10 protein-coding genes are annotated in these 14246 nt (G+C 48.6%); 3 read left to right on the top strand and 7 right to left on the bottom strand.

Going from position 1 to position 14246, the window contains the following annotated elements:
• The first annotated feature begins 243 nt into the window (after positions 1-243).
• Positions 244-2229, top strand: coding sequence for a tetratricopeptide repeat protein (locus tag H9S92_RS02045; RefSeq protein ID WP_187465063.1), 1986 nt, complete (start codon positions 244-246; stop codon positions 2227-2229).
• Here H9S92_RS02045 and H9S92_RS02040 read toward each other — a convergent pair.
• The 3 genes from H9S92_RS02040 to H9S92_RS02030 form a co-directional block, all read right to left on the bottom strand.
• Entirely contained in the window at positions 2222-4450 is a 2229-nt protein-coding gene (locus H9S92_RS02040; RefSeq protein WP_187465062.1) for a DNA/RNA helicase domain-containing protein, read from the bottom strand. The two genes, H9S92_RS02045 and H9S92_RS02040, sit on opposite strands and share 8 nt — an antisense overlap.
• Positions 4447-4776, bottom strand: a complete 330-nt coding sequence (locus tag H9S92_RS02035) for a nucleotide pyrophosphohydrolase (protein WP_187465061.1) — start codon at positions 4774-4776, stop codon at positions 4447-4449. Before H9S92_RS02035 ends, H9S92_RS02040 begins: the two co-directional genes overlap by 4 nt.
• 838 nt (positions 4777-5614) lie before the next feature.
• Positions 5615-6769 carry a DnaJ domain-containing protein gene (locus H9S92_RS02030; protein ID WP_187465060.1) on the bottom strand — a complete coding sequence of 385 codons (1155 nt, stop codon included), beginning with the start codon at positions 6767-6769 and terminating at the stop codon, positions 5615-5617.
• Positions 6770-7398: 629 nt separating this feature from the next.
• Here H9S92_RS02030 and H9S92_RS02025 point away from each other — a divergent pair.
• Positions 7399-7782 (top strand): hypothetical protein, encoded by a 384-nt coding sequence (locus H9S92_RS02025; protein WP_222935937.1) that lies wholly within the window; start codon positions 7399-7401, stop codon positions 7780-7782.
• A gap of 81 nt (positions 7783-7863) precedes the next feature.
• Positions 7864-8541, top strand: coding sequence for a hypothetical protein (locus H9S92_RS02020; RefSeq protein ID WP_187465058.1), 678 nt, complete (start codon positions 7864-7866; stop codon positions 8539-8541).
• 921 nt (positions 8542-9462) lie between these two features.
• Here the strand turns inward: H9S92_RS02020 and H9S92_RS02015 are convergent.
• From H9S92_RS02015 to H9S92_RS02000, 4 genes are all read right to left on the bottom strand, one after another.
• On the bottom strand, positions 9463-10872 hold the full coding sequence (locus tag H9S92_RS02015; protein WP_187465057.1) for an MBL fold metallo-hydrolase: 1410 nt from the start codon (positions 10870-10872) through the stop codon (positions 9463-9465).
• 802 nt (positions 10873-11674) lie between these two features.
• Complete coding sequence (locus H9S92_RS02010) at positions 11675-12301, bottom strand: carbonic anhydrase (protein WP_187465056.1); 627 nt, start codon at positions 12299-12301, stop codon at positions 11675-11677.
• Positions 12302-12310: 9 nt separating this feature from the next.
• Positions 12311-12625, bottom strand: a complete 315-nt coding sequence (locus tag H9S92_RS02005; protein ID WP_187465055.1) for a rhodanese-like domain-containing protein — start codon at positions 12623-12625, stop codon at positions 12311-12313.
• A gap of 279 nt (positions 12626-12904) precedes the next feature.
• Positions 12905-14245 (bottom strand): hypothetical protein, encoded by a 1341-nt coding sequence (locus tag H9S92_RS02000; protein ID WP_187465054.1) that lies wholly within the window; start codon positions 14243-14245, stop codon positions 12905-12907.
• Between the last annotated feature and the right edge of the window lies 1 nt (position 14246).

The following is a 14246-nucleotide window of genomic DNA, read 5'->3' as shown; positions in this document are numbered from 1 at the left end:
TTCCTCATGACTGCTTTTTAAACGGGCAAGCGTAATAGACGGTGGGCTGGGGGTCGAAATAGCCCTGTTGGCTGGTACCCGAAGCGACGTTGATGAGCGTGGAAGATTCGCGAAAGGATTGGCGCTACTACCGAGCGGAATACTTAATGCATTTTGATCTTAAATGGCAAACAAATTGTTGGTTGTCGACCTGTGCCTCCTTTTGTATCTTTGGGCTTTGGTAGTTACAGCCCCCCTTAACCAATGACGATATCTTTCACGCGGAACGCCTTTTTTCAAAACCTCTTTCATCTTTCCGATGACGAGTTGAAGGATGATCAACACGTCGCAGACTTGTTGACAGCTTACTTTACATTGATGAACTTTGAGGCAAAGGTCAAGATTGATGGGGACGAGGTTTCTGTAACCCTTGATACTACAGCACAGTGGAAAGCTGAGGCTGATCGAGAAATTGAGAAGATCGCCAACTTCGCGGCAAAAGGAAACTACACCAAAGCCATGAAGGGGATTGATCGGGCGCTGGAAAGACATCCACATGCGTCCGAATTACACCGTATGAAAGGCCAGATTCTTTCGGATCAAGGGGATTCAGAAGGTGCTGTAAATGCATTGATCGACGCTCTCCGCTTTGACCCAGAGAACAAATGGGCGCTGATCATGATGGGGAATATTTTTGCCCGAGACCAAAATGATATCGAAACCGGAAAGACTTACTACGAAAAAGCTCTAGAAGTAGACCCGAAGGACAATATTGCCATGAGTAACATTGGTGCTGTGCTTATGGAGCGTCGACAGTTTGTAGAGGGAGAGAAATACTTACTACGTGCACTTGAACTCAATGATAAATACATCAACACTTACTTAGGACTAGCATTGGCTGGTCAACAACAAGGACAATTTGATATTGCTTTTGATTGGGCGATAAAAGGGCTTAAAAATGCTGGAGACAAAGGCAGGGTGGGGCAGATGGTACTTGGAATAGCTATCGAATCTGCAGAGCAACTTGTACAGGCCAACGATGGCATACGCACGGTGGAAGGTTATATGGCTAAACTCGAGGTGGCCTCTGGAAAGCCGATTAAAGTTGAAAAATCAAATGAAATTCCTTTTGCAGCCAAATTAGAGATAGCCGAAAATAAAGATAGGGACTATCATCTTGTACGGTACAAGCCTAACTATACAGCAGTTGCACACTTGGTTTTGCACGAACTTGTTCATCTTCAGTTTGTGGACGATGCTAGAAAGGCTTCACGTAATGAGCTGTACGTGACACGGCCAGCACACGCAGTAAAATTTCGTAGCCGACTGGGAAAATACATCACTAAACTTAATAAGGCTGGTTATCCGATGGCAAGTGTTGACGGAGTAATTGATCAGCTCTTTTCGGGGCTTAACGCTCAAGTTTACAACACGCCAATTGACCTTTTTATCGAGCAATATATTTTTGATAATTTCTCTCGGCTACGGCCGCATCAGTTTCTTTCCTTATTAAGGCTTACGCAGGATGGGATTAAGGCGGTTACGAGTAAGGAGATCGTTGCGCTTTCAGACCCTTGGATTTTGGATCGCTCAAAATCTTACAATCTGATTAATGCGATGGGGTTAAGAGATATTTACGGAGTAGACCTTATAGGTAGGCATGATCCTGCTCCCACTCAGCTAAAAAAAGCTGAGAAGTTGTTTAAAGAGTACCTAGAATACAAAAATAACAAAGGGCCAGGTGAAGAATATGACCTAGTGAACAACTGGGCTGATGATCTTGGATTGCTTGGATATTTTGAGCTTCTTGATGAAAATGAATACCGTTCACAGCAAGTTGATCCCATCACTCTGCCCCCAAGTGGCATGGAAGGGTATGAAAGCTCTGAATCGGAAAGCTTTCGGGAAAAGGAGATGTCAACATTTTTGGAAAAGCATCAGGATGCAGATATTAACATGGCCGTTGTTATGTTTATGGTTGGTGCATTAAAATCCTTAATGCCCATGCCTCAAGCAAAAATTAAGGATATTGCCTTCCAAATTGCACAGATTGGAATGAGCGGCATCAGCCCTGAGCAGGATGGATACCACGTTCCGCTACTTCCAGGCAGTGATTTCTCCGGATATCAAATGCTTGCTCATTACTACGTGAGCTGGGCACTTGCTATACCTGAGATGGTGGGCCAGTTACAGTTGCCGTTTCAGCAAGAGTATGCAATGGCCCAGCAACTGCTTAGAAAGTTTAGTTAATGGATAAATCGCCATCAAGTACTCTTTCATATACGCCTAGAATCTTCATGTCTTCTGCCATATCGGGAGTAACTACAATGTTTTTGTAGTTAGGGTCTCTTGAGTTAGGCTTTAGTATAATTTCAGTGTGAAAAAAACCATCTTCTAATACTATTTTTTTGCTCCAATATTCTTTGACTGTAAAAGCAGATTCTGTGTCTGGATCAGTATAGTCCCTTAATTCAATTAATAGTGTTTTTCCTCCTCTTGATCCAGTAATATTCCTGTTGAACAAGCAGATAGCGCCGTCTGGGATTACTTTATTCATTGAATTTCCAACAACTCTGCAAGCGAACAAATCTTCAGAGGGCGTAATGCCAGCGGGAAGTTCAATCCAATCAGCATATTCCACGGCCTGAACATCACTGAACCCTCCCGCTAAAGCCGTTAAGTGGTATAACGGGACACTATTTACGTACCGCTTGACCTCGGCCGATGGTAATACTTTTATAATAGCCTCTTGACGCTGTTCTATCACGGGGATAAATTGTGAAAAATAGTTTCTCAAGTCTTTATCACACACATAAATGTAAGTACCCTTAATGCCCCGTAGCATCATTGTTTTGTAAATGTTGATCACGTAATCGACTAGACGTTGAGGGTCATTGATTGTATTCTTTCCGTTTTTATCGTGGTACTTTTCCTTATGAACAATAATTTCGTTATTATCTGGATTATAGCTGATTTCATTTCCAAAAATAATACCCGCGTAGTTGAGATCATACCCTTGGGTTGTGTGAATGCAACCTACCTCATCTTCGGAACCTGGGGTGTTAATCCAGTCTTTGTCGGTAGTGTTCCAACGAAGGTATACCCCATCTTCAATAATATCGTAAGGTTCCCATTCAGGTTTTTTCCTCTTTTTCGGATTAGATACCCATGGCCATGAAAAGCCAGCTATCAATCGTGACAAGCCTTCTCCTTTGTTTTTTTGTTTAATTTTTTCTACCATTTGCTCTAGAGAATAGAAGAGCTTTAAATCATAGTTTGGGTGTTTGAATTTGTTCGCACCTGGTACAAGGCGACCATTTAGTAGCCGATCAATGTACTCAACGTAATCATTTCCACCACGAACCCTAAACTGTGAATGGAGTTTTTGCTTGCGGGTGGCTGGGCTAGCAATCAAGCGGTCAAAACTTTCTTTAGGTACATCGGAAGGTTTAATCGACTGATTCGCATCGTAAAAAAATACTGTTCGGTCCGCTTGTTGAAGAATCCAGTCTAGTTCGTTGTTCTTCTTACTGTCGAGCCCTAATTTTTTACTGGCCTGATCAAAACTACCGAAGTAAGCGCCTAGGTTCACCCTTTGCCGGAGTCGGTGTGCTTCATCAACCACTACAAGATCGTATCGTTGGCTTGCAATTTCGCTAGGTCCAACGACCATTTGTGGAGATAAGCCGTTTATCTGGCTAAAGACATTTTGTAGTGTCTTCCTAAAGGAACTCATTGGAATCACCAATGCCATTTTGAAATTGGGCTTTTCCTTCTTTATTTTTTCTACCAACGATATTATTTCTACTTCATTTTCACCAAATTCTTGAAAATTGAGGTCTTCGGTAGATGTGGTGAGTAATTTAAAAAGGAAAATTGCTAAGATGGATTTTCCAGTTCCCGCACCACCCTCAACTAGAGTATTTTTATGGGTATCTTCAGCAAGAGATTTTAGAATATTAAGAAGACCTTCATTTTGCTCAGCGGACAGAGACTTGTAGGGTGAATACTTAAAAAGGTTAAGATTCTCGATAAAACTGAGGGACCTTTCTGCTAGTCCTTTTTTTTGTAGCTTATTCCATAGCTCAACAAAAAGATCCCAGTATTTATTTTTTTGGTAATAGTTATGGTTAGCTATGCCTAGATTTCCGTTCAGCAGCGTAAACTGTTTATCGGCTGCCATATACTTGATGAGATTTGACTCAATGTCTAGCGTGACAGATTTGTTGAATTGGTCGCTCGAAATAAGGTGAATAGCCGTCAGTTTTTGCTTTAATTCATGCGAAAAGTGCATTTTCATGCGACTGATGGTATCAATCGTTTCACCAACATAAGCAACCTTCTTCGTTCCATCACTTAGAATGTAAACGATTGGCCAATTGTCCTTTGCTAGACTGTGGTCAATCACCTTGTTATAAAAGCTTCTATCCAAGTCAAACTCATCAACAGAAAAATTAGTGGTTTCAATCATAATTCATCGTACTTTTTAGCAGAACCACGGGCTTTTTCGACAGGATACTTAGCTCGGTTCTTTTCAATTTTTTCCGTTACTATTTCCGTAAGATCAAAGTTATACTTTTCTGCGAGAAGAAGGGCAAATGAGAACACATCCGCTAGTTCCTCACGTACTTTTCCCTCGTCAACCTTGTCAGCATCCTTCCAGAGGTACACCTCAAGAAGTTCTGCTGCTTCGATGCTCAAGGCCAGCGCAAGGTCCTTAGCATTGTGGAACTGTGCCCAATCGCGTTCATCACGAAAGGCCAATAGCAGTTTTTGAAGATCTTGTGATTCTTTCATTCAAAGGCAAACATAAGGAAAAAAGTAAGTTAGGAAGTTTGGGATTGCTATGAACATTTTGTACTTGGTCTGTCTGAGGGTGGGCAAAAGAAAAGGGTTAGTTGTTTGGTTGTTCTTGGTGGGGCGGTGTCTTTATTGGGGGCAAAGGTGCCGTATCGGCTTGGGCATAGGGGGGAGTGATGGTCTATTTCATGGATGGATGTTCTGACAGCAAGCTAAGACTTTTCCTGAATCTGGTGTTTGTTCCATAAAAAATATGGGTAGAGGATCATTTTGTTGAAGGGACTTGATCATATGGTGCCGTTGGACGGACCTTGTTTCGCGCTTGGGCAGACTAGAGGGTAGGTGAGGGTGGCTTTTCCACGGCTTCGCCCAGGCTTTGCGGTTTGTTTTGGCGCGAGGCCCTTATAGATCGCTGGGGTAGGGGGTTGGAAGTGATTAATTGGTGGCTTTTGCCTGACTCGATTCTACATTATCTTGATCCTTGCTTTCCCCCCGACCCATCCAAATCTTTCGGCTGAAACTTTGGTTGGTTAAGCATTGGGCGATCTTTTCTCATCTGGAGCCTTATAGTGGGCTTGTAGAGATTTGGGTCGCAAATTTTGCTTTGGTTTATTCCTTATGCTTGATGTGCGGGTGGTTGCCAATGAAAGCAGCAACAATAGACGGCGATGGTAAGCTGCATAGTACTGAATTGTTAGGCAAATTTTCTAACGATGCAGATATCTAAAATTTACTGAGAATCAATAGGAGCTATGCCTAGAAAATTTGTATATGCGCATATACAAACGCACATATTAGCAAACGCGCGAATTTGTAAAATTAATACACATAGCATCTAATCAACGTTCTTTTTTCCTTCAGTCAATAAAAGTACTTTCTTTGAATCTGCTTTGAGAAAACCCGAAATATTAACTACATTTCTATGAAAACTTTCAAATGCTGCTTTTGATATCCTATTTTTCGAATCCTTACACCATTCTTTTATAATACTATCTAGTTGATCAAACATTGATTCAATATCCTCTTCTATTCCGTTATAAATTTCATCTTTGATTTGTTGGAGAGATTTCCCCCCTAAGCCAAATAATGATCCTAGTACTCCACCTATTAACGTCCCTACACCTGGTAATACGAGCGAACCAGCCAATGCGCCCATCACTGCTCCACCTGTTGCTATTTCTCCAGCAGTAGAGCCCACATTCTCTGATTTTCCCGTAACAAGTTGATGTAACCCTCCTAATGAAAACGATGGTGGAACAAATTGAGTTTTGGGATTTAACATATAAAACTGGACTAGTAGTATAAAAGAACCTAATGCTATAATAGCCAGTGGTAGCCACCAAATGGAAAAAACAGCAACTAAGTCTGGATAAGCCTCACGAATTGCTGGTAGTTCTTTGATGAGGAAGGTTGTAACAACTCCAGTTACTTCGCCTACAAATACTGGATTCTTGTAAAGAGTTAGTAACCAGTATTTCTGCCGTTCTACATACATATCTTTAAATAGCCGAAATAGGAAATCTGAATTATCACGCTTTACCGAATCTTCCAGCTCCTTTAAATGATGCTTTAGGCGAATTTTTGTATCCGTTAAAATATCTGCAATATCCTTTTTTATTATTTTCTTTAAATTGGATGTTCCTGTGGCAGAGTTGATTTTTTTTCTAATTGCTTCTAGCGTATGAATTTTCAAGTCTTCCTTGAAAATCTCGTATTTATCTTCTACTTCTTCCAAATAAGCTTCGATATCATCCCTCACACTAAGGGCTTGTTCCATATCATCTTTTATATCTTCTTTTCTTGATATACCTAATTCCCCTGCTTGTAAAATGGTATAAGCGGCTGACACAGTCAGGAAAGTATTATTATCTCCTGTCCTTGGATTATCTGGATGATATTTCTTTGACATAGCTCGGTACCTCAAGCGAATATCGTCAAATGATGATTCCTGACTAACGTTTAAAATTTTTCTAGCTGTTGCAATATCCATAACCTATCTTATTTTTTTGAGTCAATTCGTTTCAATTACATGACATCTCAACTATCAAACACCCCACGAATCCCGTATCTCCCACATCTTTCCGCCCCTCCCCCTATCAGGTCATCCACTGGGCCAACGATGCTAATCAATTGTTGATCCAATCCAAAAATACAAAACAGAATCGTCTCAACATCAGTACGGCCAAGTTACCCCCAGTCAGGTCCAATCCAAACCAGCAAGGACTATCAAAAACACTCCCGTAAGACAAGGTTCTAGCGGGTGTAATGAAGATGGTTTAGTGCATGAGTGGGTAAACCCGACGGCAAGCTAAAACCTTTTTCCCGAATCTACTACCCGTCCCAAGAAAAATATTTCGGAGGCATCATTCCCTCATTCCAGTTGATCGCGCTGGCGGCCTGCTGCAGTTGGGCCGTTCGGGGTGTACGCCCGGAGATGTTCGGAAGGGTAGGAATTAAGGGAAAGGCGGTCTAATCTTGTGTAGGGATCCCGTACTCGTCCCAGGTCGCTGCGCTGTTCCGCTGCGTGGTTTTTTCACCACGAAGGCATTAAGGGCACTGAGGTCCACTAAGAATTCTTGGGTTGGAAACCTGGGTAGTATAAGCTGATGGGCAGCTTTGTTGAAACCCCGCCTACAGGACATCTCGCGTCTTGGCTCCAAAGAAGGCTGCCAGGTAGAGTTGGAGGAGCAAGATCCGCAAGGACCAATTGGGACTGAATTTGCCGTCGATCCTGGCAAAATTTTCAACCACCGAGGTGAAAAACACCAAGACGGACTTAATCTCAGTTGCACCCACACCATTCACACGATGGACGGAAGAGTACTTGGAAACCTTACTGCCGCCTTAATTTTAGACGAAACGGGGGCAAAAGGTATTAATCATTCGTTAATCAGCGGCTGGTTGAACCGAAACAACCTGCCAGCAGGAATATATTTGGTTTCGTCGCTGGATCAGCAAGGACGGCTTCTGCTTCCAACCCAAAAGGTGCTCGTCACCAAGTAAATCTTAATTAGCTTTAGTGCCGGGGCCGACAACAAGATTGGTTCCGGCACTAAATCCACTCATTTCAATAAAAATAAACCCATGATTTTCAGAATACACCCCATCTCTCGCCTGTGCGTCCTGCTACTTGCCATCGCAATGATCAGCTGGACTTCCTGCGGCGAAATCAACAACCTAAGTGGCGGCAATACCGTCTCAGGCCCGGATCCCAATGAAATCCTCCGGGTCTGCTACGATGGCTGGACGGAGAACCCCGACACCAAAGTATGTGAATGTTTACCACCGAAGGTAGTTATTGGCAAATATGAATGCCGCACCGTAGAAGCTAACGATTGGTACAGCAGTATGAGTGGCTGCCTGGTAGATCAGGGCTTTATGTTGCAAATCACCGGGCCCGTTCACCCTGATTCTATTACGAGACGAACAACCCGAGAAATTTTTATCGAACTTCCTGACTCTACAAGTAATCGAAGATTTCTTTCCCCAACATCAATGCGCTATTTACCACGTGGGGATCGCTTTGATAGTATTCAACTTTACGTACCTTCATTTGCTCACCTTCCTTATTTTGTACGTCCAACCTACACTCCCAATGGCTATACGGACGGTTACAATACTGGCTTCCACGGCATCATTCTCAACGACAGCACCTTGGTCGGTCAGTTTGTATTTGGCCCGATGTACGATTCCTGGGAAATTGACCGGAGCCGGATTTTCTCACGCTGCGATGCCGTTATCCGTAAGGGGCGGGTAGAGTAGGCCGAAAGGGGAAAGTATTTTGCTCCTTTGCTGCGGTTTAGTAAAAACAGCTAACCTGGCCTTCAGCGGGTAACGCTAGAACAGGAACATATCCATTTTGCTTGCCCACTTTAACCGGATCATTCAAAAGATAACCGAGACTATTCCTAGTAGTTATTTGCGAGTACCTCTGCATGGCCATTGGTATACCTGCTGTATCTGCAACCGCCGCACCCAAATATTTTCATTTGGCTGCGGCGGTACTAATTTCAGCTTAAACTAACCATAACCCATAGCCTAAGCCACAAAATTCAGCCCCGGAATTTAAATGCAGGCCAAGAGTGCTTCTGGTCGAGGTGTTTTACGCCGAAAAGTTTTGCGCGCGGCAGCCAACCACGAAGTAGCAGCGGAGCTAATCAAGTATCAAATATCGTTTATCGTCTATCAATATCTTATCCCCCCACCCCCGAAGGGGGCTTTCCCCAAGCGGGAAGCAGTCTCCTGTTAAGGATAAATGATGAAAAGGAGTGGTGTTTTTCCCAGCACAGCAACTCCACCACTGCCCGACGCAGCACGTCGAGCCCCAAAGCTTAGTGCCTCTCAGTGTTCTTAGTGGTTCAAAAAAAAAGACCGAAGGTCTATTCCCCGCAAAGCAACTCCACCACTGCCCAACGCAGCACGTCGAGCCCCAAAACTTAGTGCCGCTTAGTGCGCTCAGTGTGCTTAGTGGTTCAAAAAAAAGACCGCAGGTCCCACTGTATTTTATGTGCCCTTAGTGGTTCAAAAAAAAAGACCGAAGGTCTATTCCCCGCACAGCGGCTCCACCATGCCCGACGCAGAGCATCGAGCCCCTAACGTAAAAAGGCCCGTGCCCGGCAAACGATGCCAGACACGGACCCTTACAAATCCAAATGAGGTTCTTCACATCATCGTGCGGAAGGATTACAATTCCGTCGCTTGCGGCACGAAGTCGGTGCGGGGCAAACCCGTCTTGCTGAGGGCATCGTAGCCGCCGCGGATGCTGACGAGGTGCTGGAATCCCCGCGCCCGCAGGATAGAGGCCGCAATCATGGAGCGGTAGCCGCCGGCACAGTGGAGGAAGTACTGCTCCGAAGGATTGAGCTCCTGCATGTGCTGGTTGATGAAATCGAGGGGGAAGTTGATCGCCTCCACCAGGTGTTCCTGGGCGTATTCGCTGGCCTTGCGGACGTCCAGCAGGGGGGGCATTTTGCTGGCGGAGGTGGCGTATTCTTCCGCCGTCACTTCCTGCATGATGTCGACGTCTTCGCCCGCCGCAGCCCAGGCGGCAAAGCCTCCTTCCAGGTAGCCAATGGGGTTATCGTAGCCCACGCGCGCCAGGCGGGTGACCACTTCTTCTTCCTGCCCCGGCGTGGCAACGAAAAGGATGGGTTGCTTCAGGTCGGGGACCAACAGCCCCACCCACGGCGCGAAGGTGCCATCGAGGCCGATGAAGATGGAGCCGGGAATGAAGCCGGCGGCAAATTCTTCCTTCGTGCGGGTATCGATCACCAGGGCATTTTCTTCCTGCCAGGCGGCGGTGAAGGCCCGGGGGCTCAGCGCCTGGGTGCCGCGGGCGCGGATGTCGTCAAAGCTTTCGTAGCCCATCTTGTTCATCATCGCGTTTTTGGGGAAGTACTGGGGCGGCGCAACGAGGCCGGTGAGGACTTCCTCCACAAACTCTTCGCGCGTCATATCCGCCCGCAGCGCGTAATTGAATTTCTTCTGGTCGCCCAGCGTGCCTTCGGTTTCCTTGCTCATCTTTTTTCCGCAGGCGGATCCCGCGCCGTGGCCGGGGTAGACGATCACGTCGTCGGCCAGGGGCATGATTTTGGTGCGGAGGCTATCGAAAAGGAAGCCCGCCAGGTCTTCTTCCGTGATTTCCCCTTGCTTGATGGCGAGGTCGGGGCGGCCGACGTCGCCCAAAAACAAAGTATCTCCGGTAAAAATGGCGTAGTCTTTGCCTTGCTCGTCGCGCAGCAGGAAAGTGGCGCTTTCCATCGTGTGGCCCGGCGTGTGGAGGACCTGGATGCTGACCTTGCCAACTGTCAATATCTCCCCGTCTTTGGCAATGTGGGCCGCAAAATTGGGCTCGGCCGTAGGGCCATAAACGATGGTGCCGCCGGAATTTTTCGCCAGGTCCAGGTGGCCGGATACAAAATCGGCGTGGAAGTGGGTTTCCAGGATGTATTTAATGGTCGCGCCATCGGCCTTCGCTTGTTCCAGATAGGGATCGGTTTCCCGCAGCGGATCAATGATTACGGCCTCGCCCTCGCTTTCGATGTAGTAAGCGGCTTCGGCAAGACATCCGGTATAAATTTGTTGAATTTTCATGGTGGTTGAGTTTGTGTGCCTGAAATGTGGTATTTCAAGCACGGCTTAATGAATAAATCGTTGTTGTTTTGTATACCACAAAATTAGGGACTTTCGCTGCCCGGGCTGTGTGTAGCAGATCACACAAGGCCGTGATTAAAATCATTTCCCACGCTGACAAAAATCATTTTGCGGCGCAGTATTTCATGCTGGGCGCGGCCGCAGGTGCTCCCCCCCGACCCCCCGAAGGGGGGAGAAAGTTGGAGGAGCGGGGGAGGTCCAGCGGCCAGCAAGGTTTAGTGCTAGGCTGTTCCGTTTGAGCATGATTTTACGTTACTCTTTTGACCCCTCCCCCGTCCCCTCCCCATGTGGGAGGGGTGCCCAGGAGCCATGATTTATTTTGTTTAAAAAATTGATTTTCAGTAGATTGTGCGTTAACTGCCTTTGCATAAATAATGCCTGCCTCCTTCACTCTGGGTACTAAAAATATTTTCCTCAAGCACGAAAAATGACAAGAAAAGGTCACCCCTCCGCCTGCGGGACCGGCGTAGCCAGCCGCGTAGCGCACGGGCCGGGGGAGGGGTAAATATCCTGTGGCCCCCACTTTTTGAACGGATACATTTATTTTGTTTAAAAAATTGATTTTCAACAGATTGTGCGTTAACTGTCTTTGCATAAATAGTGCCTGCCTCCTTCACTCTGGGTACTAAAAATATTTTCCTCAAACAAGAGAAAAGACCAGAGAAGGTCACCCCTCACCTCTGGGGAGGGGCCGGGGGAGGGGTCAATTAAGAGTCATGTATAGCATTAACCCCCGCACAATTCACTCCACCCGGTAAATCGTCCCAAAGTCTTTGAGCAGCAGGGCCAAGTCCAGCTGCAGGTCAATGATCTGACCGGTAGCGAGGTCAAAAACCCAGCCGTGGATCTCCAGTCCCCGCTCGCGGATGGCCTCCTGCACTTCGGGGATATTGGCGACGTTGATGCACTGTTCCTGAACGTTGAGCTCCACGAGCCGGTCGTATCGACGGTGCTCGTCGGGGAGGGCATTGATCTCGTCCTGGTGGAGGCGGTAGACGTCGCGAATTTCCTTGAGGTAAGGCGTCAGGATGCCCAGGTTATTGCTCTGCATGGCCGCCTTGATGCCTCCGCAGGCGTAGTGGCCGCAGACGATGATGTGCTTAACGCGCAGGTGGGTGACGGCAAAGTTGATGACGCTGAGGGCACTCAGGTCGGTATTGCTGATCAGGTTGGCGATGTTGCGGTGGACGAAAACTTCCCCCGGCTCCAGGTTGAGCATGGTCGAGGCGGCCACGCGGCTATCCGAACAGCCGATGTAGAGGTGGTTGGGGGATTGTCCCTGGGAGAGCCGGGTGAAGTACTCGGGGTCTTCGGCCAGGTGTCCGGCCGCCCATTGCCGGTTGTTTTCCAGGAGTTTGCTGGTGTGCATGGCGGCAGTTTATTGTTGGAGCATATCCCGCACCCGTTGCCAGGGACCACCGTTGAGGGCGTCGATGCCCTTGGCCTGGAGCTGGCTGGCGGCAATGCCACTCCGCCGCCCCGAAGCACAGCAGGTGATGATGGGCTGGGGCAGTTGCCGGAGTTTGAGCGCCGCCTGGGGGATGTCTTGCAGGGGGATGTTCCGCGCGCCTTTGACGTGGCCGCTGGCAAATTCGCCGGGCGAACGTACGTCGATGATGGTACCGCTCCGCACTTGTTCGGGGGTGATGGCCGGGCCACCGAAGCCAAAGAGGGCTTTTAAGAAATTCAGCATGGTGCAATTGTTTAAAGCGATGAAACGGGAAGTTGCGGGGATGGCAGCAATTTTCTTTGCAGTACTTTGTGCACTCAGTTTGGTCATTTCGAGTGTATCAGCTTGCTACAACCAAGGGAATACTCTCCTCTACTGGTTGTAAAAGCTGCCCTGGCGAAATAGAACTTCGCTCTTTACCAAAATTTAGCTCGAAAGGTCATCCCTCTCCCTTGGAGAGGGACCGAGGGAGAGGGATTTAAGGCTAAACCGAGAACTACTGCGAGGATGGAAAATCTTCCGTCAAAAGATGGCCACCAGCCCAGTCCCCACGTAATCGCCCCGCTGGATGGCCCCGGCGCCCGACTGCTGGAAGTAGTTGTTCGCCAGGGTAGCGGGGTTGCCTTCGCCGGCGTTACCGCTGCGGAGGGCGTAGAAGAGGGAGAGCTTCAGGTTGGGGTTGAAGTAGAGGTTGGCGCCCAGGTCGAGGCCACTGTCGTCGCCCGCCAGCGATCCGTTGCTGGTGGCCACGGCGATGTCTTCGGCGGAGGTTGGGCCGCGGAAAATCCAGTAGCTGGCTACCGGCTCCAGCACCCGTTGCCGGGGCAGGTTGATGTTTTTGCCGATCCGGAGGTAGCCCGTGGCGGCCTCGGTATTGCCAGCGTCGCCGTGGCGGGTGAGGAGAAAGTAGTCGCCATCCACGTGAAAAGCGGGGTGGTTGTAGAGCAGTTCGAGGCCGTAGGCGGCATTTTCGGAAAAGGCATCCGTTTTGCTCTGGTGGGCGGCGGCCAGGGCCAGGGTGAGTCCCTTCCGCTTGCCGAAGTAGTTAACCTGGTGGCCGAGCCGGTAACTCTTGCTTTCGGGGTCGCCGAAGTGCAGGGCCACTTTGCCGCTGAGCAGCGGACTGGCCGACGCCCCCGTAGAGTTGCCGGCGTAGGCCGCGAAGACGGGATTCTGCATGGCCAGCTGGTAGCTGAGGTGGTGCTTCGCCGCTGCATCGCTAACCTGCCCGCCCAGCATCAGGCCCATCGCCCGGCCTCCGCCAAAGCCCATGAGGTGCCGCCGCAGGTAGTTCTGCGACCAGGCTTTTTCGAAGGAAGTGCTGCGTACGGCGGGGGTATTGCTTTCCCGCCCGACGGGGTTGAGGAAATAGCCAGCCGTGAGGAAAAGGTGCTCCCGCCGGGGCGTCAGTTGCCAATTGACCAGGGCATTCCAAAGGGCCAATTTGGGGGTGTTGCCGTTGTTGCCCCCGCCTTCGGTAGCGCTCAGGACGTCGTGGCCCACCAGATCGCCCGCCGCCGTAAGCTGGAAGCCGAGGGTGGGGTATGGCTGCCCACGCAGGGTGAAGCGGCTGCGGCGGAGCTGGGTGTTCAGCCGGTCGTCCACCGCCGCGTAGGCGTTGGTCGTAGCGTCGTACACTTGCATCCCCCGGGTGTAAGTCCCCCAGAACTGCAAGCCGATGGAGGCCTTGATCTGGTAGGTCTTCAGCAAGCGGCCCAAGGCGGAAGTATCGCCCTGCGCACCCAAATGCCCTGGCCCGGCGAAGGGCAGGAAGAGCAGCAGCACGGTGCCGAGCATCGCTATTGCCGACTTCCCCGGCACCTGCGGCCGCGCCCAACGAATCAAACGACCAGGCAAAAGCATC

Source organism: Neolewinella lacunae (assembly GCF_014349155.1).
In the GTDB taxonomy this organism is placed as follows: Bacteria; Bacteroidota; Bacteroidia; order Chitinophagales; family Saprospiraceae; genus Neolewinella; species Neolewinella lacunae.
This window is presented reverse-complemented; position numbering and strand designations above follow the sequence as displayed.